Source organism: Citroniella saccharovorans (assembly GCF_035481615.1).
Lineage (GTDB): Bacteria > Bacillota > Clostridia > Tissierellales > Peptoniphilaceae > Citroniella > Citroniella saccharovorans.
Genome location: NZ_JAYKOT010000003.1, coordinates 1,394,856 through 1,416,494, shown reverse-complemented (window position 1 = coordinate 1,416,494; position 21,639 = coordinate 1,394,856). Strand labels below are relative to the sequence as shown.

Genomic DNA, 21,639 nt, shown 5'->3' with positions numbered 1-21,639 from the left:
GCTAGAAAAAGAAAAAGCTAGCGGGGAGAAGATAAAGCTCCAAAAGCTAGAAAAAAGAAAACTAGTGTGGTGGGAACACCGAGTATGCTAGATTCTTAAAAGTTTCTTAGGATTTTGAAATTAAGTCCTAGGGAAGAAGGGCAGGGCCCTTAAATATGGTCAAAACTAAGTAATCTTAGTTTTAGATAAAAATAGTAACAAAATATTTTTTAAGGAGAGAAAATCATGCAAAAGATGAAAAAAGCTTTATCACTATTCTTAGCATTAGTGATGATATTCGGAGCATTAGCTCCTGTTGGCGCGTATGCAACTAGTCCTACACCTTTAAACCCTTCAGAAGATACAGGTGCTAAGGTAATATTCAAAGTTGGCGAAAAAGTTACAATCACAGTAAAAGAAGGCGAAAACGAAACTCAGAAAGAAGTTTATCCAGGAACACTAAGTGTTAAAAGCACAGCTGCTACAGTAGCTGATGATAAATCAACTGTTACTTATGAAGGTTTATCTGCTTATAAAACACTTAAAGAAAACAAAGTAGAAGTTCCAGAAGTTACTCCTATTGAAGGATATAGATTTGTTAAATGGGACAAATCTGTTGAAATGAATACAAAATTAGGTGCTGATGAAACAACTTACACAGCAGTATTTGAAAAAGCTACTAAAGCACCTGCAAGTAATGCTAAAGCTACAGAAACATTAACATTACACAAGATATTAATGAATAAAGACAACTTATCCGAAGGTGTATTCCCAGGATGGACTGGTCTTAATGGCGAAAAATACAATGGAAATAAAATAGAAGATATTCAAAAATATTTTGGTACTTCAGCTAAGGGTGCAGAAGGAGTATTCTTTGCACTAAAATTTGCTGCTGATTATCCTGATAAAACAAAAGCTGGAAAATATGTTAAGGCTAAAACTGAACTAGGTGAAATTATTCATGATAAGCCAGCATATGACTTGTCAGTTGTTGATGGTAAAGTAGTAGCAGTTCCACAAGCTACTGATAAAATTGATGAAGCAGTTAGTGGATTAACAGATGCAAATGGTGAAATTAAATTCTATACTAGAGAAAATAAAATAAATGCAATAGCTAATCCAAATTATGATGCAAATGATCCTGAATCAAGAGCAAAACTAAATGCTATATGCTATCTAGATGGTAAATTTGAAATTGATGAAATTGTTGAAAAATCAACATACAATAATGGTGGAAAAGTTTTAACTGACTCAAAGGCAGTTCCAGTTAAGATTACACTTCCATTAGTTAACGAAGAAGGCGTTGTAGTAGATGCTCACGTTTATCCAAAGAACACTGACAACGCACCAAGACTTGATAAGAACTTCTCTCTAGATGAAGCTAAGAAATTTATGACTACAAAAGAAGCTGAAGCACTTGATGCAGCAGTAGCTCACAAAATAGCTTTTGATAAAGCAGAAAAAATTTATTCAAAAGATTCAACAGAATATGAAGTAGCACAAAAAGCTTATACAGATGCAGATAAAGCATTAATCGCAAAATGGGGAATTGATCTTTCAAACCCAACTAGAGAAAAACAAACTGTAGATCATAAAATTGGCGATATTGTTGAATATAAAGTAGAAACTGAAATCCCAGCTAAAACTAAATGGGGAACAGCATTCTGGGACGATAAAATGACTCACGGTCTAACATTCGTTACAAAAGACATGGATAAAGCTGGAACTAAGTACGAAGGTAAATCTATTGTTATAAAATACAATGACGAAGTAATGGATACTGCTTGGTACACTTTATCTGAAACTCAAGACGGATTTACTCTTGAACTTACAGAAGCTGGACTTAAAGCTATCAATGGAAAAGAAGAAGAAGCAAAAATTACTTTAACTTATAGTGCAGAAATTAATAACACAACTGTAACAGACATTCCAGAATCAAATGATATTACTTTCAACTATGGTAACGATAAGAACAAGGGAAATACTCCTGTTCCAGTTAAACCAAATGATGATGGAAATTATGAAGTAATTAAGAAATGGGCAGATGGTACTGAACTTCCAGAAGATGGAATTGATGTAACATTTACTCTTAAAGATGCACAAACTGGTAAAGAAGTAACTAAAAAAGACTTAGTTGCTCCATCAAGAGATAACTTTAACACTGATGAAGAATATGAAGATGCTGTAAAAGAATTTGAAGCTTACAGAGATGGTACTGGCGATTATGCAGAAGGCGGAAGCAAAGAAGGTCAAGGATTCCAAAACCCAGTAACTAAAGAAAAAGTTACAAAGACTGACGATATTACTTTCACTTGGAAATATCTAGATAAGAATCGTCAATACAAGGCAGAAGAAAAATTCATCGGTTATGCAGCAAAATATGAAAAGACACCAGGTAAAGGTGATAATCAACAATATAAAGATGGATCAGTTACCGTAACAAATACTAAGACAAATAACCCTGAACCACTTAACCCATCTGAACCAAAGGTTATAACTGGTGGTAGAAAATTTGTTAAGACTAATGACAAAGAAGGACAAGATTTAGAAAGATTAGCTGGAGCTAAATTCTTAGTAACTAAAAAAGAAAATAATGTAACTAAGTATCTAACTCTTAAACCAGCAGATGAAATAAACGAAGAATATAAGAAATATACAGATGCAGAAAATGCTTACAATGACTTTATAGCAGCTTTCAATAAAATCGTTGAAGAAGCTAAGGCTGAAGGAAAAGGAGTACAATATCCAGTAACTATTAATGATCAACCATATAATGATAGAGCAGCAGTAGAAGCTGAATTAGAAACTTTAAGAACAACTAGAGATGATGCATTTAAAGCAGCTAGACAAAACTACGACTGGATTGAAGCAAAAGACGAAAAAGAAGCTGTAGAAAAAGGAGCTTTAGTTCTAACTTCAGATGATCAAGGTAGATTTGAAATTACAGGTCTAGCTTATGGCGACTATGAATTAGTGGAAATTGAAGCTCCTAAGGGATATGCTAAGATTGATCCAGTTCCATTTACAATTGGAAAAGACACATATAAGGGAGATGCTGAAAAAGAATTAAGATACACTTTAGACATTGAAGCTGAAGCAGGAACAGAACTTACTGAAGAACAAAAGAAAGCTAATGCAAAAGCACTTAAAGAAGGCTACGGATTAAGAGTAAGAAATAAAATCGTTAAAATCCCAGAAACTGGTGGAATTGGTACTGTTATATTTACAGTAGCAGGTCTATTAATTATGGGTGGTGCTCTTGTACTAATGAGAAGAAATAGAAGAGAAGAATTCTAATTTTAATAGGCAATTTTCAAAGGAGGATTCTATGAAAAGAATAAAAAAATTTAATAAGATTTGCCCCATTCTTTTAAGCATCCTCTTTTTTGCACTCACTTTTAGTTTAGGGGCTTATGCAAAGGCAGCTAGCTATCCGGTTGTTTTTGAAACTAGCAATGTAAAGACAGGTATTGTCTCAAGGGATATCTACCTTTGGAAGGTGGATAATGAACTAATGGAGGCTGAAAGTCCTGAAAAGTTTATAGAAAAACTTAGGGGGATGGAGCTTTCTGAGCTTAAGGAATTTTTTAAAAGAGAACCTATTCAATTAAAAGGAAATTCTAGTGGAGGCTATGTAATAAGGACAAATCTAGAGGAAGGATGCTATGTAGGTCTTGATGTTTTAAAGGCTGATAGCACCTACAAGGCCTTCCTTTCCTTCAAGGTTCCAGATAATACCAAAAATCCTATTTCCTCCAAGCTAGAGCTTGAAGAAAACCCAGGAACTGGAAAACTTAAAAAAGTTGACGAAAAGGGTAGAGCCTTAGCTGGCGTTGGTTTTGAACTTTACTTTTCAACAGACCACCCTCTAAATACTACTGGTGAGCTTCTAGGGGTTCCTACAAATGAAAGTGGGACTCGCTACGACAAGAATGGAACTTTTAAGGTTCTATATACTGACAAGGATGGATATATAAGGGTTGAAGGCTTAGAGCCTGGAGTTTATGTATTCAAGGAAGTAAAACCTTTGAAGGGATATAGGGCAGAGAAAAGGGAGTTTACTATAGTAATTAGGGCCGGCAAGGAAACTACAATAACTGTTATCAACAAGAAAGACGGGGGATTTAACTTTATAAAGGTATCTTCTAAAAATAGTGATCCTCTAAAGGGAGCTAAGTTTGTCGTAACAAAACTTGTTGACGGCTCTTATGTGAGAGTTCAAAAAAATGGAGAGGATATTATCCTTACTTCTGGCGAAGATGGAAAGTTTAGTGTGGAAGGCCTTGAGTTTGGAGATTATTATCTTTGGGAGATTGAAGCTCCAAAGGGATATAAGAAACTTAAAGATCCTATAAAATTCACTGTTGGTGAAGAAAGTAGTACTAAAATTTTATTTATAAAAAATGACGAACTACCACCTCCACCACCTCCAGACAATCCACCGGAAAACCCACCTGAAAAACCTCCTAAGAGGCCACCAGAAATTCCAAAAACTGGTGATGTAGCTTTTATAGCTATGTGCATAAGCGGTCTTATCCTAATTGCAATGGGAATAAGTTTAGTGAGAGATAAAAAAGAAATTGTTTAGAAATTATTAAAACGTCTGAGTATTCAGGCGTTTTTTTAATTGGAAGAAAGGGGAGGGAAAAGTTTTCTTGCCTCATTAAAAATATTTTGAGCTTAAAAAGATTTAAGTAAAAAATGGAATTTAAAAAGAAAGAGATAAGTAAAAAAGATAAATTTTTTAATTTTATTTTAGAATTTATTATATATTGCCTTTAATAGTAGAGTATATAGAAAGTTAGGAGATATTATATATTATTCTAATATTGTTATTTTAATTTTTTTAATGCCATTAATTTGCTTTGGGAAGGTAGGTCTTTAAGTTAAGCTTATAAAGTTTTATAATTATTAGCTAGTAGACAAGCATGCTAAAAAAGACTAAAGCTTATAAAAATTATAGTAAAGGCTATTTTTTAATTCCTTTTTTGTATTCATTTTGTGTTATAATAGGCAAGTTATGGGAATATATATAAGAGAAGGATTATAGGTGATGGTATGAAATTGTTTAGAGGATTAAAAAAATATATTAAGGAGATTGTAATTGTTGTATTATCTCTTTTTGTAAATGTTATTGGGGTTTTACTCATTCCAAGAATTACTGTAAATATTATAAATATAGGTGTAGCAAATACTGATACAAATTATATTTTAAAAAAAGGGGCTTTAATGCTACTTATTTCTGTTTTATCATCGGTTTTTATGATTATATCAATTTACTATTCAACTCATGTTGCTGCTTCTTTTGCAAGTGATATTAGGGAGGATATGTTTAGGTCTATTCAGGATTTTCCCATAAAAACTTATGATAAGTTTGGGGCTTCTTCTTTAATTGTCAGAACCACTGACGATGTAAGAGGGGTTCAGGAACTTACTAGGATTGGTCTTAGGATGATGCTTAGGGCGCCTCTTATGTTTATTGGGGGAATTATAATGGCTCTTTCCACCAATCTAAAACTATCTTCAGTGTTTTTTGTATCCCTACCTATAACTCTAGTTGGTATTTTTTTATTTACTAAAAAGGTAATTCCCCTATCTAAAAAATCCAGAACAAGCCTCGATGAGTTAAGTGAACACTTTAGGGCATGGCTAAGTGGGATTAGGGTTATAAGGGCTTTTAACAAGGAAGAGTTTGAGGAGGAAAATTTTTCAAAGTTCAATAAAAATTATTCGGATGTTTTTAAAAAGACTGGAGATTATGCAGCTATATTTGCTCCTTTTGTGGGTTTTGTAATGAATATGACCCTAGTTGGTATAATCTACTATGGGTCAAATCTAATCTTAGGAAATAATATGCAGGTTGGAGACCTTATAGGTTTTATTCAATATGCCAACAATATTATGCTTTCTTTTCTCTTTTATTTCTATGATTATTGCCCAAATTCCTAGAGCTCAGGCTTCGCTTGATAGGATTAATGAAATTTTAGATATAGATGAGGAGAAGACTGTAGGTGGAGATCTTATCCTAGATGAGATTGAAAAGCTAGAGTTTAAGGATGTTTCATTTAAGTATCCAAATTCTCAAAGTTACTCTTTAAAAAATGTAAGTTTTGTCTTAAATAAGGGGGAAAAACTTGGAATTATTGGGTCTACTGGATCTGGGAAAACTACCCTTGCTAGTCTTTTGGTTAGATTTTATGATGTAGATAAAGGGCAGATTTTAATAAATGGTAGGGATATAAAGGACTACAGTTTAAAATCTTTAAGGGATAGTATTTCTTATATTGAGCAAAAGCCTAGGCTGATTGAGGGAACTGTTAAGTCGAATGTTATTATGAGTAGTGATACTAGCTTTTCGGATAATGCTCTTATTGATGCTCTTAATATTTCTCAGGCTGATTTTGTCTTTGAAAAGGAACTGGGAATAGGGTCAGAGGTTGTTCAAAGGGGGAGGAACTTCTCCGGCGGACAAAAGCAGAGGATTTCTATTGCAAGGGCAGTTTACAAGGACGCAAGCTTATTTTTAATAGATGATTCTTTTTCTGCGCTTGATTTTAAAACTGAAAGAAAGCTTCGTGAAGAACTTTTAAATAAGGCTGCAGATAAGCTAATGATTCTTATAAGTCAAAGGGCTAGGGCTATTTTTGAGTTTGATAAGATTCTTCTACTTAAAAATGGAGAGCTTTTAGGTATAGGTAGTCACGAATATTTGAAGGAAAATGAAGAAGAATATAGGGAAATTTTAGAGTCGCAGGATTTTTCAGGAGGGGATATATATGGGGCACAATAGAAAAATAGATCCAAATGACCAAAGAAAATTAGATAAAAGCACCCTAAAGACCCTAAAAAGACTCTCTAAATATTTGAAACCACATGTATTTTTGATCTTCTTGACTGTAATTTTTGGGATTGTAGGTACTATTTTCGACATTTTAGGACCACTTATCATGGGTAATACTACAAATTATGTTATTGATAGTTTGAGTGAGGGTAATTTTCTTTTAGGTAAATTTATGAATTTTATCTACAAACTTATTATTATTTTTCTTATATCTTATTTTGCAGAGATGCTAAGGCTTAAAATTAGTAACAAGGTAAAAGTTTCTATAATTTACACTATGAGGGAAGACCTTTCAAAGAAGTTAAAAAGCCTACCTATATCTTTTTTTGATAAAAATCCTGTTGGCGACTTGATGTCTAGGATGACAAGTGATATTCAAACACTTGCCGACTCCCTAAACCAAGTTTTAAACCAAATATTTAACTCTCTTGTTGTAATAGTTGGGATAACTATAATTATGCTTTCAATTAGCCCCATCCTAACTCTGATAACTATTTTTGTAATTCCTCTAACGGCACTTTTTTCCGTTAGGATTCTTAAAAAGTCGCAGGAGCTTTTTTCTATTCAATATAAGGATTTGGGGAATTTAAATAGCCATATTGAAGAGATGATTTCTGCAAATAAGCTAGTTAAGGCTTACAACTTTGAAGAGAGTGCCTTAAATGCTTTTCTAGAAAAAAATGAAAGACTGAAGGAATCTTCTAAAAAGTCTGACTTTTTATCGGGAATTATAATGCCTATATCTATGTTTATTAATAATGCTGGTATGGTCGGGGTTTCTATTGGCGGTTCATATATGATCCTCAAGGGAAGTTTAAATATTGGTAATTTTCAGTCCTTCGTTCAATATGCTAGAAGATTTACTAGGCCGGTTCAGATGGTGACAGAGATTTTAAATGTCCTTCAATCTGGAATTGCCGCATCGGAGAGGATTTTTAAGGTATTGGATGCTGAAGAGAAGAGAGCCTATGAATTATCTAAGGTAGATATTAATAATTTAAGACCAAGTGTAGAATTTAAAAATGTAACTTTTTCATATAATAAAAAGGATATTATTATTGATGATTTTAGCTTGGATATCAAGGAAGGTTCTACAACAGCCCTGGTTGGAGAGACTGGCTCTGGTAAGACTACTCTAGTAAATCTTCTGATGAGATTTTACGAGCCGGATAAGGGAAGTATATTAATTGATGGGGTGGATATTAAAGATATTTCAGATAGGGATCTTAGGACTTTTATTTCTATGGTTCTTCAAGACACTTGGCTTTTTAAGGGCACAATTGGAGATAATATTTCTTATGGTAGGGAGAGTTTAACAGATGCTGAGATAAAGAAATATGCTCAAAATGCCTATGCGGATGATTTTATTATGAAGCTTAATGGGGATTATAATTTTAAACTTGAGGAAGATGGAGAGGGAATATCTGAGGGCCAAAAGCAGTTAATAACTATTGCAAGGGCCTTGGCTCTTTCTCCAAAGATTCTTATTTTAGATGAAGCGACTTCATCAATCGACACTAAAACTGAAAGAAGTATTCAAAAGGCTATGGAAAAACTGGTTGAGGGAAGAACTAGTATTATAATCGCTCACAGGCTTTCTACTATTATAAATGCAGACCAGATAGTTGTTTTAAAAGACGGAAAAATTATTGAAAAGGGTAAGCACTTTGAGCTTCTTGAAAGAGGAGGCTACTACAAGGAGCTTTACACAAGTCAGTTTTAGTAAATATTTTTTCAAATGCCATCTTGGAGGGTCTTCTATTCTAAGCTGGTATTTTTATGAGAATATAAAGAAAAAATTAATTTTTAAGAAGATTTTTTTATTTGTTATACTATATAGGGGAGGGGGAAGATTAATATGATTGAAGTTATAAATTTGACTAAAAAATTTGGAGCGAAGCTAGCTGTTGATAATGTAAGTTTTAAGGTAAATGATGGGGAAATTTTTGGTTTTCTTGGTCCAAATGGAGCAGGAAAATCAACTACTATAAAGATGATTACTGGGCTTTTAAGTCCAGACGAGGGAAAGATTATGGTGGGAGGAGTGGATAGACTAAAGGACCCAATATCTGCCAAGAAAAAAATTTCCTATGTTCCAGATAATCCAGATATCTACGAGAAAATGACTGGGAAGTTCTACCTAAGCTTTATAGGAAAAAGCTACGGTCTAGCTAGTGAGGAAATAGAGAAAAGGTCTATGGAATATGCTAAGATTTTTGAAATAGAAAATGATCTTTCAGCTTATATCGAGTCTTATTCTCACGGTATGAAGCAAAAGATAACTTTAATTGGGGCTCTTATTGTGGATCCTGATATTTTGATACTAGATGAACCTATGGTTGGGCTTGATGCTAAAAGCTCTTACAATTTGAAAAAGATAATGAGGGAGAGGTGCGATAGGGGTAAGAGTGTATTTTTCTCAACTCATGTTATGGAAGTTGCAGAAAATTTATGTGACACTATAGCTATTATAAATAAGGGAAAACTTATTACTGTTGGAAGTCTTGAGGACTTAAAGGAAAAGGCAAAAGATGAAGGCAGCCTTGAAAAAATATTCTTGGAGCTTACAGATGAAGAGTCTAATTAATATTTTAAAAAAGGATTTTGCAGTAAGTTATGGGGCGATATTAAACCCGAAGGCTGCACTAAAAGATAAAAAGACTAGAAATAGATTTTTGGCTTCTATTTTTGGCTATGGGGTTCTTATATTTTATGCAGTTCTTTTTTTGCCATTATGATTTCAAGTTCGCTGGAGTCAGTTTATAAGTTAAGTGGCAAGTTTGTAGTTAATCTTAGCTACGGCATAAGTATATTTATGATTACCCTACTTTTCTCATTGGCTATGATTATTTCAAGTATTTATTATTCAAAGGATCTTGAGATAATGCTTAGACTTCCTATAAGAGAAGAGGATATGTATTTATCTAAGCTAATTGTATCTCAAAGTTTTGGAGTACTTGTATCACTTGCTGTTACGATTCCTATTGGAATTTTTTATATAAGGCAGGGCCTTTCTAGTTTTTATTTGGTAAATGTGATTATTTCAGGCTTTTTAATTGTCATATCTACTGTAAGTGTTCTTCAGCTTGTAATTGTTTGGATAATGAAATATATAAATAGGTTTAAGTCTGTTAAAAATATTCTTCAGATTTTAGGCTTTGTACTTATTATGGTATTTTCATTTTCTGCACAGTTTATATTTAAGCAAAAATTTGCCAGTATTTTTATGGAAAGGATAGGGGATTTAAGTTCAAATATTTTTTTAAAGACCTTATTTGCCAATATATTTTTATTTTCCAAGGGTCTAGATTCTAATCTAGGTATAGGACAAAATGTTTTATATTTTCTAGGTCAGATTATTTTAACTGTATTTTTAGTATTTATTTCTGTAAAACTTGGATCAAGGCCTATGGTTCAGGGGGCTATTTCAGGAAGTGAGGGAATAGGTAAGAAAAAAAGAGGCGAAAAATTTGCCAGGACAAATATTTCTAATTTAATTGCAAAAAAGGAGATTTCTGAAATATTTAAAACTCCAGTTTATCTTATGAATATAGCTATTTATGGACTTATGATGATAATTTTTATAGTAGTTCCATTTATTGCAGGCGGTGAAAGATTAGAATTTAGTTCAGTTTTAAATGATCTATATAAATTTTTAAGTATGATGAGTATGGGAGCAAAAGTTCTTCTTTCTTCTTTTATTTATCTTACACTTACGATTTTTGTAAGCATCCAAGGGCAAAGCGCCTACAGCTCACTTACTAGGGAGGGAAAACATATTTGGCTGGTAAAATCTCTTCCAATTAGTTCAAAAGATCAGATTAGGGGAAGAATAAAGGCATCTTTCTTTATTTCTCTTTTCAATGTTTTGCCTATTATTGTGGTATCTATATTTTTATTTAGGGAACCTTTTGTGATAATAGGACTTTTGCTTGGGGTCGGTGTAGGAATTCTCTATACAAATTACCTAGGACTATTTATCGGGAGTAGGTTTGTAAAACTAGACTGGGATAATCCAGCTCAGGCGATTAAAAGATCAAATGCTTCTTTTATAATGGCTTTAATCCTATTTGCCTATATTTTTTCTTTAATATTTGTACTGCCTAATATCATAGAAAATATAGGAGATAGCTTTGAAGATTTTCAAATAATAGGTGGAATATATTTACTTATTCATATTATTTTAATTTTTATTTTAAAATTTTTAGCTAGAAAAAGTTTTGAGAAAAAATTAGTAGATTTGGGAAATTAATTAAAAAAAGCTTTCGTTAAAATACAAAATTTTAAGGAAAGCTTTCTTATATCTTAAGATAAGGATAAAGTGAAAAATATTTTAGTTTAGGTAAAGAAAAAGCTTCCAAGGTCGAAGCTTTCAGAGTGTAGACAAAATCCAAAAACGCTTATCCGACTGCAGAAATTGAGAAATTTTAAATCTCATAATCCTGTAAATCGATAGCTCGCTAACGCTCAAACAGTGCGATTTACGGGCGGATTATTTCAATTTAAATTTCTTACAATTTCTTTCGTATAGAAAGCTAACTTTTGGATTTTGCTACTTTGTCAATAACTTGAAAGCTTCCAAAAGGCTCATTGAATTAGGGATTTTAGAAAAATCTTAATCAGGGAGTCTTTAAGTGGCAAGAGAAAAGGCTATGAGTTTAATGCTCATAGCCTCTTAATATACCTAAGACCAAGGATTTTTGATGCTAATATTATTTTAGCATATAATTTAAAACTTTCTCTAAACAGTCAACGCTATCATTTGTTTAACCTCAATATTTATTTTGCAAGTATTATGACAAAGGTATATTTAACTCGAGTTTATAGTATAAGTCTATATCTCTTAATAAGCAGTCAATTTCATTCGAATTTAAATTATATAACCATTTTTTCAGTTCATTAATTGTAATTATTTCTTCAATAGCTTTATTATATCTATCAATTATTACCTTCATGCCGTTTGCTCTAATATTTATATATTTTTTTAAATCATCATATATTTCTTGAGATAAACGTGTTGTTTTTACAACAAATGTAACTGGATAATGCATAACCTTATCAATATCAAGTAAATATTTATTATATACGTCTACTTCTGTAACCTGAAAAAATCTTCCCAAAGGTTTCATAACAAAATCTATTCCACCATCGTTTGCATTTGTTCTTCCAGTTTTATATAGAGTTAGTTGTTCTTTCACTAACGAATCCATGCTATAACCAAAATACACTTCAATATTACTATAATGATTTTTTAAAATTGCATATGATATTATTTCAAAAATTCTAGCTTCTGAATCCGATACCAAGAATTCAGATATTTTATCTTTTTTATCGCTGTAATTTTTAAGAGAAATCAATTCATTAATATCAGAAACAAGTTTATTATCTTTTAATTTTAATATACTTATATATTCTTCGCAGATTCTACTACAAATTTTTCCAATATCAAAACCATCGACATATAAATAATCTATATGAATTAAATACTTACCATCATTTATAATAATTAATTGTTCTTGATTTGTCTTTTTGAATTTATTTTCAAACTCACCATTTACACGAGAGTTAAGTGCATGATTTTGTAGTTTTTCTCCACCATATAAACTTCTATAAAAATTAAATAATTTCATATATTCATATCCAGTAAAACCTCTATATTCTTCTGGTCTATTAAAAAAATCATTAGTATAAAAATAAAGTATGGAGTAAATTGCATAGATATTAGCAAGGCTTCTTCGAGATTTAGAATTACCGTAAATAGCTCCCATCTTATAATCAAAATATTGTATTAGTTGGGACTTATTGAAAAATATTTCTACACTTTCAACCCTTTTATTGCTTATTTCATCTGCTAGCTCGTCATTTAATATTGATTTTATAAATTCTTTCATTAAACACCTCTAAAACATATTTAACTGAACATTTCCTTCTTCTTTATTAATTTCGTCAATATGATCCTGCTTAGACTTATTTTTTGTTTTTCTAGATCTATCTTTTTTCAATATTTCACCTTTATATTCTTTAGTTATGCCAGCTCTTCTTAAACCAATTTTAAAGTATTCATGATTGAGTTCTATTCCTATTGATTTTCTACCTAATCTATTTGCAACTGCAGAAGTTGTAAAACTGCCACTGAAAGGATCTAAAACAATATCCCCAGGTTTTGTTGCTGATAAGATTATTCGTTCTAATAATAACTCAGGCTTTTGTGTAGGATGATTTTCATATTCCTCCATTCTATATCTTACTCTTGGAAACTCCCATACATTTCCTGGTACTTTTTTAGTGTTGTATGGTTGAGGAGGAGTCTTTCTATAATCAATCAATTTTCTTTGAGCACCAGTTTTTGCTTCAATCATAATATTCTCTCTATAAAATTTATATTTTGTATTCTTATCATGAGTAATCATAAGTATAGGTTCGTAATTAGAGCCAAACTTATTTTTTGGTTGTACGCCTGATGAATCATAAGTCCAAACAATCCTATTTATAACATAATATTTTTTATCAACATAAGTATCAAGAATCGGCATATACTGTGTTGATGACATAAAATACATTACTCCTTTCTTACTTAAAATTCTCATACATTCATCAATCCATAGCTTACACCAATTAAAATATTCTCCTGAATTATTAAAGAAATCGCTAGAATTACCAAAATCTTTACCAATCCCGTATGGAGGATCTGCGAAAATTAAATCTATGCTATTCGATTCAATTGCTTTTAATACATCTAAAGCATCACCATTAATAACTAATGAGTTTTCATTTTCATAAAATTCGAATTCTCTTAAATCCATGCTTATTTTACCTCACTATTTATTCTGTATTCTAAAATCTCAGATATATCACATTTAAAATACCTACAAATTCTGCCAAGTATTTCCATACTAACATTTTCATCTCGTCCCATTTTAGCTATGGTATGTGGAGTTGTGTTTATGGCATTTTGTAGGTCTAGTTTATTCATTTTTTCATCTATTAATTTTTTCCATAATTTGTCATAGGAAAATCCCATAATCCACCTCAAATAAATCTTCTACTTTATACATTTTTTCTATAATATTATACCATATTCTACAACTTGATTATTGTTTTTAAGATTTTAGCTAAAAAAAGTTTTGAGAAAAAATTAGTAGATTTGGGAAATTAATTAAAAAAAGCCTTCGTTAAAATACAAAATTTTAAGAAAAGCTTTCTTATATCTTAAGATAAGGATAAAGTGAAAAATATTTTAGTTTAGGTAAAGAAAAAGCTTCCAAGCTGGAAGCTTTTTTTATTGATTTAATTTTTATTTTATTAGCTTATCAAGCTCGTCGATTACTTTTCCAATAAATTCTATAACTTCTGTAAGAGGTTTATCTGTTGAGATATCTACTCCGCTAGCCTTTGCTAGTCCCATAGGGTCATAGTAGGCACCAAGTTTTAAGGTATCAATCCATACTTTTGCATAGGAAGGATCCTTATCAATATTTAAGGCAACTTTAGTTCCTATAGTAAGTCCAGCTGAATATGTGTAAGGATAAAGTCCCATATAGTAGTGAGGCTGTCTCATCCAAGTAAGCTCTGCCCCTTCAGGTATTTCAAGGCTATCTGCCCAGAATTTTTCAAGCGTTTCTTTGAAAACTTTTGATAGAGTGTCAGCTGTTATTGCTTCGTTACTATCGAGCATCTTGTAGACTTCTCTTTGGTAATATCCTTCCATAAAGTGAGTTACAAAGTTGTGGAAGTAGGTTTTTGAGATTATTTGTGCTAGTACCCAAGCCCTATCTTCGTCTGTCTTTGCATTTTTTAAAAGGAAAAGTTCCATTATTATTTCATTAGCAGTAGATGGAGCTTCAACAAAGTACATAGAAGGATCAGATGAAAATAGTCTTTGCTCTTTATTTGAATAGTAAGATGCTCCTGCGTGGCCAAGTTCGTGTGATAGGGTTAGGCAGTCAGACATAAGTCCACTAAATGAAGATAGGATGTAGGAGTGGGACCCGTAAGGTGAGGAGCAAAATGCACCTGTTGATTTTCCTATATTATTTGCCAAATCTATCCACCTATTTTCAAAAGCTTCTTTTAGCATGGCTTTGTAGTCTTCGCCAAATGCACTTAGGCCTTCGAGAATATAATTTTTACAGTCTTCTAAATTTACCTTCTTTTCTTTTCCATAAGGGTCAAGCTTTATATCTGCAAGAGTCATCTTGTCAAGTCCATAAGCTCTTTTTATGATTGAAGCATACTTTCTCATATGTGGAGCTAACTTCTCCATAATCACATCAAGCTGTCTATTGTAAAGATCGGGACTTACTTCTTGTGGGAATAGAAGATAGTCTATTGTTGATGGGAAGCCTCTTAATTTTCCTAGGGCCTTTTCTGTTTTTAAATGGTTAAGGTAGATAGAAGCTGTTACATTTTTATAATCTTCTAGTTTTTCATGAAATGCCTTGTAGGCTTCTCTTCTAACAGATGTATCTTTTTCATATTCATAAAAGTTTTCAAATTGGTTGTAGGAAAGTGGATAATCTTTACCATTTGCCTTAAATTCCCCAAATTTCATATCGGTATTTTTTGCCATATTGTATGAATTATAAGGAATCTGAAAAGATTCTTCAAGAGTTTTGATAACTAGTTCTGCTTCTTCTCCGAGTTTATGTTTCTTTTCTCTTTTTATATCTTCTATATATTTTTTTAGGCTCTTATCTTTTTCTCCTGCCTTATCTAAGATTTTATCATCTAATTTTGCAATTTCAGAATCAAAAAAGCTAATTTTTGTCTCTATTTGGTGGAGTATTGAACTTACTTTTTGCAAATTTATTATAGACTCTTCATTTGTCATATCTGCTTCAACTTCTAGAGCTACTCTTGAACCCAAAAGAGACATCTCGATATAGATTTTTTCTGTTATCTCGGTGGCTTTTAAAAAGATATCTTCATCTACAATTTTTCCCTTGTAATTTGAAATAAATTCTTCAGTTGATTTTTCTAATTTTTCAAGTCTTTCATCTACTTCAGCAAAATCTTTAGCCAAATCTTCTAAGTTCCATTTTAAAGAATCATCAATTTCTTCTCTTTTTTTAACTTCCATAGTATAATCCTCCCTTTTACTTATGAATTAATTTCTATATTAATATAATAACATATATTAAAAGCTTTGTGTTATAATAGTAAAAAAGGAGGTTATATATATGAAAACATTTGAAGAAAAATTAAATGACTATGCTAAACTTATCAGTGAGGTTGGTATAGGATGCCAAAAGGGAAATAAGATTATGATAAGAACTAGCACAGAAACTATAGAATTTGCAAGACTTATTGTAAAAAATTTGTATGAACTTGGGGCAGAAAAAGTTGTTGTTGATATTTCAGATGAATCTATTATTAGAATGAATTTTGAAAATGAAAGTAAAGAGTCTTTATCTGAAGTTCCAGATTATATAGTTCAAAAGGCTAAGTATGCAGGGGAAGAAGGCTACGGAAGAATTTCTATAACTGGAGGTAATCCAGAACTTTTAAAGGGCATAGATAGTGAAAAGATTGAAGCTAGCAATAGGGCTTTTGGACTTGCCTTAAAAGATACTATGAAATACACTATGAATGATATTGTATCTTGGTGCGTTGCCGGAGCTTCTACTAAGGCTTGGGCAAAAAAAAGTTTTTCCTGACTTAGATGAAGAAGAAGCTGTTAGAAAGCTTTGGGAAAAGATATTTTTCGTAACTAGGATGGACGAAGATGACCCTGTTCAGAAATGGAGAGACCACCTTGACACAATGGCAAAACATGCTGATTGGTTAAATGAAATGCAATTTGATAGACTTATATATAAGTCCTCAAATGGAACCAATTTAACAGTTGGACTTCCAAAGGGCCACAAGTTTATTGCTGGTGATTCAAAAAACGCTAAGGGTCAAACTTTTATAGCTAATATTCCTACTGAAGAAGTTTTCTCCTGCCCAGACTGTAGAAGAATAGATGGAAAACTTGTTGCTACAAAACCTCTTTCCTATGGAGGAAATATAATTGATAATTTCTCCTTTGAGTTTAAGGATGGAAAGGTTGTTAGCTTCAAGGCTGAAGTGGGAGAAGAAGTTTTAAAAGATATGTTAAATCAAGGAGAAGGAGCAAATACTCTTGGAGAAATTGCCCTTGTGCCTTATGATTCACCAATAAATAATTCAAAAGTTTTATTCTACAATACACTTTTTGATGAAAATGCTTCTTGCCACTTTGCATTTGGAAAAGCTTATCCAACTTGCGTTGAAAATGGAGAAAATATGTCTAATGAAGAGCTTAAAGAACTAGGCGTAAATGATTCTTTAATTCACGTTGATTTTATGGTTGGAGCTAGAGACCTTGAAATAGTTGGTGTAAAAGAAGATGGAGAAGAAGTAAAAGTTTTTGAAAATGGAAACTTTGCTATCTAAAAATAAAATTAAATAAAAGCTTTACTGTCCCTATTTTATTATAAATGGGGACAGTTTTTATTTGGATTTAATATTGAGAAAAAAAGAAAAAGCTAAAAATAGAGTTTTTTTAAAAGTCTAACAAGAAGTTAACAAAGTCTAAAATATAGGGAAATTTTTATTTGAACTTTGAACTTTTTTCTTAAACTTTACATAGATTTTACAATTAGAGTAGATAGTATTTAACATTTGATCTATACAATAAGGATGAACAAAAAATATTTTAGAGGTGATTTTGATGAAAAAATTTTTTAAACTATTTTTACTAATGGCAATGATAGGTGCTTTAGTAGTTGGATGTCAAAAGGATGATACAAAAGCTCCTGAAGATAACAAGACTACTACAGAAACTAAAACAGAAGAAAAGAAAGATGAAAATAAGGAAGAAAAGAAGGATGAAACTTCTTCACTAGGAACAATAAATGTAATATCTAGAGAAGATGGATCTGGAACAAGAGGAGCTTTTACAGAACTTGTTGGACTTATTGATGAAAATAAAAATGATATGACTTGGCAAGAAGCTGTTATCCAAAATGGAACAGATGCAGTAGTAGCTACAGTATCTGGCGATGATACAGCTATTGGATATATTTCACTAGGATCTGTAAATGATACTATTAAACCTTTAAAGGTTGATGGAGTTGAAGCTTCTGTAGAAGATATTAAAAATGGATCTTACAAAATTTCTAGACCTTTCAATATTATGTGGAAGGAAGGAGAAATTTCTGAACCTGCTAAGGCTCTTGTAGATTTTATTATGTCAAGCGATGCTCAACCAATAGTTGAAAAATCTGGTTTCATTTCAATACTTGATTCAGCAAAAGCTTATGAAGCTAAAGAAGGCTTAAGCGGAAAAGTTACTGTTGGTGGATCAACTTCAGTTACACCACTTATGGAAAAAATCGTAGAAAAATTTAATGAAGTTCAAAAAGATATCGAAGTTTCTATAAATCCAACTGGATCAACTGCAGGAGTTACAGGAGCAATTGATGGAACTTTAGATATTGGTATGGCTTCAAGAGAATTAAAAACTGAGGAAGCTGAAAAAATTCATGGAGAAGCAATGGCTAAAGATGGTATAGCTGTTATAGTAAATAAAAACAACTCAATAGATGATATTTCTATGGAAAGCATTAAAAATATTTTCTTAGGCGAACTAAGAGATTGGAAGGATGTAAAATAGGAGATGGTAGAAGTGAATAGTTCGACCCAAAACAAAGCTATTAATAAAAATGAACAAGACTTATTAAATAGAAAAAAGATGATCGAACGATTCTTTGAAATACTTTTCCTAATATTAACTGTAGTTTCGATATTATCAGTTATATTAATTTGCGGGTTCATCTTTTTTAGAGGTGTACCCGCAATTATTAAAATAGGACCTTTTAATTTTCTATTCGGTAAAACTTGGAAACCAACCAACAATCCTCCAGAATTTGGAATATTACCGATGATATTAGGAAGTATTTATGTAACCTTGGGATCGGTCATTATTGGAGTTCCAATCGGAGTTCTAACAGCTATTTTTATGTCTTACTTTTGTCCAAAAAAACTTTATAAACCGTTAAAAACAGCCTTAAATTTAATGGCAGGAATTCCTTCTATTGTGTTTGGGTATTTTGCCCTAATGGTACTTGTGCCATTTTTTAGAAGCTTAAACTTTGGAAATGGAATGAATATATTTACAGCATCAATACTACTTGGGATTATGATTCTTCCAACTATCATTAATCTTTCTGAAAGTGCGATAACTGCTGTTCCAAAATCTTTTTACAGAGGAGCTTTAGCTCTTGGAGTAAGTCACGAAAAAGCTGTTTTTGAAGTTGTTGTTCCTGCGGCTAAAAGTGGTATATTCTCCTCTATAATTCTTGGAATAGGTAGGAGTATTGGAGAAACTATGGCTGTTATTATGGTTGCAGGTAATCAGCCAAGAATTCCTAAGGGGATTTTCGATGGAGTTAGAACTATGACTATGAATGTAGTTACAGAGATGAATTATGCAGCGGGACTACATTTGGAAGCTTTGATTGCAACTGGAGCTGTGTTATTTGTTTTTATACTCATTATTAATCTTTGCTTTAACTTAGTTAATAAAGGAGAAAGGTACTGATGGAAAAAAAGAGTAGAATTTTTAAAATTTTAGTAAATATAGCTGCATTTTTAACATTTTTAATCTTATTTATGGTGATAATAGATGTTGTTATTAAGGGAATTCCAAATTTAAAACTAGATATGTTTTCTATTAAATATTCATCAGAAAATCTTTCCATGCTACCAGCTATTATAAATACTATTTTGATGGTTGTAATTGCATTATTAATTGCAGGGCCAATAGGAATACTTACTTCTGTTTACTTAAATGAATATGCCAAAAAAGACAATCCATTAATTAAACCGGTAAGACTTACTACTCAAACTCTAGCCGGAATCCCTTCTATAGTGTATGGACTTTTTGGGTCAATATTTTTCGTAACTTTTTTGGGCTGGAAATATTCTTTGCTAGCAGGAGCATTTACTCTTTCAATTATGATTTTACCACTTATAATTGCTGCGACTGAAGAAGCTCTAAAGTCTGTTCCAAATTCTTTAAGGGAAGCAAGTTTTGGGCTTGGGGCAATGAATTTAAGAACTATTTTTAAGGTTGTAATTCCTCCAGCTATGCCTGGTATTTTGGCAGGTATTGTCTTATCTGTAGGAAGAATTGTGGGAGAGACTGCTGCCCTTTTATATACAGCTGGTGCAAATCCAACGATTCCTAAAAATTTACTATCTCCAGCTAGAACTCTTGCAGTTCATATGTATATTTTATCTGGAGAAGCTCGTCATAGGAAAGAGGCTTATGCGGCTGGTGTTGTTTTATTAATTTTAGTTTTGACTATTAATTTCATATCTACTAGACTTGCTGGTAGAATTGGAAAGGAAGGAATTAATGAGTAAGATAGAAATAAAAAATTTCAATTCATATTATGGTGATTTTAAGGCTATAAAAAATGTAAATATGAATATTGAAGAAAACGAAATAACTGCATTTATCGGTCCTTCTGGATGCGGAAAGTCAACTCTTTTAAGAGCTATCAATAGGATGAATGATTTAGTTGAAGGATATAGAAAAGAAGGGGAAATCTTCTTAGATAATAAAGAAATCTGGAAAGATATTGATCAGTATGCTCTAAGAAAAAGAGTGGGAATGGTTTTTCAAAAGCCAAATCCATTTCCTATGTCAATTTATGATAATATTGCATACGGACCTAGAACTCATGGAATGAAAAAGGGTAAGGAACTAGATGAAGTTGTTGAAAGATCTTTAAAAAATGCAGCAATTTGGGATGAAGTTAAGGATGACCTAAAGAAAAATGCTATTCAGGTTTCCGGAGGACAGCAGCAGAGAATTTGTATAGCAAGAGCACTTGCTGTTGACCCTGAAGTTATTCTACTTGATGAACCTACATCAGCTTTAGACCCAATATCTACATCTAAAATCGAGGACCTTTTATTTGAACTTAAAAAGAAGTATACTATTGTTATAGTAACCCACAATATGCAGCAAGCTACAAGAATTTCAGATAAAACAGGCTTTTTCCTTTTAGGAGATCTAGTAGAATATAAAAAAACAGATGATTTATTCTCAAATCCAGAAGATGAAAGAACAGAAAGGTATATAACTGGAAGATTCGGTTAAAAGGAGCCAATAATATGAGAGATAATTTTGAAAAACAATTACAAAAGTTAGATAATAGTTTGAGTGAATTTGGAGAAATTTTAAGTAAGTGTATTGAGTATTCAAATAAAGCTATAAGCTTAGATAGCTTAAACGATGCAAAAGCTTGTCTACAATATGAATCTGATATTTATGTATATGATTCTGTTGTTGAAGGCAGGTCAATAAAACTTATTATGAAAGAGCAGCCTGTAGCTAAAGACCTAAGATATATTTCTTCTTCTTTAAAAATGGTAACTGATATGAGAAGAATCGGTAGACAAACTATCGATATTTCAGAAATTGTGGAAAGAAGAATTAATCTTGGGGGAAGTTTTAAAATATTTGATGATCTTATTTCTTTGGGAGAGGAAACGGAAAAGATTGTAACTAGGGCTATCGAATGTAGAAAAAGTGGTGACACTAGCCTTGTTGAAGATATTATAAAATCTGATGATTATGTTGATGATTATTTTTCAAAAGTTAAAGATAAAGTGAAGGATTTTTTTAACAATGAAGAAATAGACAAAGAACTAATAATAGATGTTATAATGATTGCTAAATATTTTGAAAGAATTGCAGACCATGCTGTAAATATAGCGGATTGGGTATATTATTCAATAGAGGGTGAACATATCTACAAAAAAAATTTATAGGATGTGACATA

General features: G+C 31.7%; 19 protein-coding genes. 15 read left to right on the top strand and 4 right to left on the bottom strand.

Annotated elements, in window-relative coordinates:
* The first annotated feature begins 225 nt into the window (after positions 1–225).
* From VLK81_RS09520 to VLK81_RS09485, 8 genes are all read left to right on the top strand, one after another.
* Positions 226–3,276 carry a pilin N-terminal domain-containing protein gene (locus VLK81_RS09520; protein WP_324620431.1) on the top strand — a complete coding sequence of 1,017 codons (3,051 nt, stop codon included), beginning with the start codon at positions 226–228 and terminating at the stop codon, positions 3,274–3,276.
* 31 nt (positions 3,277–3,307) lie between these two features.
* A complete protein-coding gene (locus tag VLK81_RS09515) occupies positions 3,308–4,567 on the top strand; it encodes an MSCRAMM family protein (protein ID WP_324620429.1) in 1,260 nt (419 codons plus the stop codon).
* Positions 4,568–5,037: 470 nt separating this feature from the next.
* A complete protein-coding gene (locus tag VLK81_RS09510; protein ID WP_324620428.1) occupies positions 5,038–5,928 on the top strand; it encodes an ABC transporter permease in 891 nt (296 codons plus the stop codon).
* Positions 5,906–6,769, top strand: a complete 864-nt coding sequence (locus VLK81_RS09505) for an ABC transporter ATP-binding protein (RefSeq protein WP_324620426.1) — start codon at positions 5,906–5,908, stop codon at positions 6,767–6,769. The genes VLK81_RS09510 and VLK81_RS09505 overlap by 23 nt, the downstream gene beginning before the upstream one ends.
* On the top strand, positions 6,756–8,543 hold the full coding sequence (locus VLK81_RS09500; RefSeq protein WP_324620424.1) for an ABC transporter ATP-binding protein: 1,788 nt from the start codon (positions 6,756–6,758) through the stop codon (positions 8,541–8,543). Before VLK81_RS09505 ends, VLK81_RS09500 begins: the two co-directional genes overlap by 14 nt.
* A 135-nt stretch (positions 8,544–8,678) precedes the next feature.
* A complete protein-coding gene (locus VLK81_RS09495) occupies positions 8,679–9,407 on the top strand; it encodes an ABC transporter ATP-binding protein (protein ID WP_324620422.1) in 729 nt (242 codons plus the stop codon).
* Positions 9,391–9,558 (top strand): hypothetical protein, encoded by a 168-nt coding sequence (locus tag VLK81_RS09490; RefSeq protein ID WP_324620420.1) that lies wholly within the window; start codon positions 9,391–9,393, stop codon positions 9,556–9,558. Before VLK81_RS09495 ends, VLK81_RS09490 begins: the two co-directional genes overlap by 17 nt.
* Positions 9,555–11,072 (top strand): hypothetical protein, encoded by a 1,518-nt coding sequence (locus tag VLK81_RS09485; RefSeq protein WP_324620418.1) that lies wholly within the window; start codon positions 9,555–9,557, stop codon positions 11,070–11,072. Before VLK81_RS09490 ends, VLK81_RS09485 begins: the two co-directional genes overlap by 4 nt.
* Positions 11,073–11,613: 541 nt before the next feature.
* Here VLK81_RS09485 and VLK81_RS09480 read toward each other — a convergent pair.
* From VLK81_RS09480 to pepF, 4 genes are all read right to left on the bottom strand, one after another.
* Entirely contained in the window at positions 11,614–12,711 is a 1,098-nt protein-coding gene (locus tag VLK81_RS09480; protein ID WP_324620416.1) for a hypothetical protein, read from the bottom strand.
* Between the two features lie 9 nt (positions 12,712–12,720).
* Complete coding sequence (gene yhdJ, locus VLK81_RS09475) at positions 12,721–13,623, bottom strand: adenine-specific DNA-methyltransferase (protein WP_324620414.1); 903 nt, start codon at positions 13,621–13,623, stop codon at positions 12,721–12,723.
* A 2-nt stretch (positions 13,624–13,625) separates the two neighbouring features.
* Complete coding sequence (locus tag VLK81_RS09470; protein WP_324620523.1) at positions 13,626–13,841, bottom strand: helix-turn-helix domain-containing protein; 216 nt, start codon at positions 13,839–13,841, stop codon at positions 13,626–13,628.
* Positions 13,842–14,114: 273 nt separating this feature from the next.
* Entirely contained in the window at positions 14,115–15,899 is a 1,785-nt protein-coding gene (gene pepF / locus VLK81_RS09465) for an oligoendopeptidase F (RefSeq protein WP_324620412.1), read from the bottom strand.
* Between the two features lie 100 nt (positions 15,900–15,999).
* Between pepF and VLK81_RS09460 the strand changes: the two genes are divergently transcribed.
* The 7 genes from VLK81_RS09460 to phoU all read left to right on the top strand — a co-directional run bounded on the left by VLK81_RS09460 (position 16,000) and on the right by phoU (position 21,628).
* Positions 16,000–16,476 carry an aminopeptidase gene (locus VLK81_RS09460; protein ID WP_324620410.1) on the top strand — a complete coding sequence of 159 codons (477 nt, stop codon included), beginning with the start codon at positions 16,000–16,002 and terminating at the stop codon, positions 16,474–16,476.
* On the top strand, positions 16,409–17,236 hold the full coding sequence (locus tag VLK81_RS09455) for an aminopeptidase (protein ID WP_324620408.1): 828 nt from the start codon (positions 16,409–16,411) through the stop codon (positions 17,234–17,236). Before VLK81_RS09460 ends, VLK81_RS09455 begins: the two co-directional genes overlap by 68 nt.
* 277 nt (positions 17,237–17,513) lie before the next feature.
* Positions 17,514–18,458, top strand: a complete 945-nt coding sequence (locus VLK81_RS09450) for a substrate-binding domain-containing protein (protein WP_324620406.1) — start codon at positions 17,514–17,516, stop codon at positions 18,456–18,458.
* A gap of 78 nt (positions 18,459–18,536) precedes the next feature.
* The gene (gene pstC, locus VLK81_RS09445) at positions 18,537–19,385 is read left to right on the top strand and encodes a phosphate ABC transporter permease subunit PstC (RefSeq protein WP_324620521.1); all 849 of its coding nucleotides are present in this window, start codon (positions 18,537–18,539) and stop codon (positions 19,383–19,385) included.
* A complete protein-coding gene (gene pstA / locus VLK81_RS09440; protein ID WP_324620404.1) occupies positions 19,385–20,212 on the top strand; it encodes a phosphate ABC transporter permease PstA in 828 nt (275 codons plus the stop codon). Before pstC ends, pstA begins: the two co-directional genes overlap by 1 nt.
* Complete coding sequence (gene pstB / locus VLK81_RS09435) at positions 20,205–20,954, top strand: phosphate ABC transporter ATP-binding protein PstB (RefSeq protein WP_324620403.1); 750 nt, start codon at positions 20,205–20,207, stop codon at positions 20,952–20,954. Before pstA ends, pstB begins: the two co-directional genes overlap by 8 nt.
* 14 nt (positions 20,955–20,968) lie before the next feature.
* Positions 20,969–21,628 carry a phosphate signaling complex protein PhoU gene (gene phoU / locus VLK81_RS09430; RefSeq protein WP_324620401.1) on the top strand — a complete coding sequence of 220 codons (660 nt, stop codon included), beginning with the start codon at positions 20,969–20,971 and terminating at the stop codon, positions 21,626–21,628.
* The last annotated feature ends 11 nt before the right edge of the window (positions 21,629–21,639 follow it).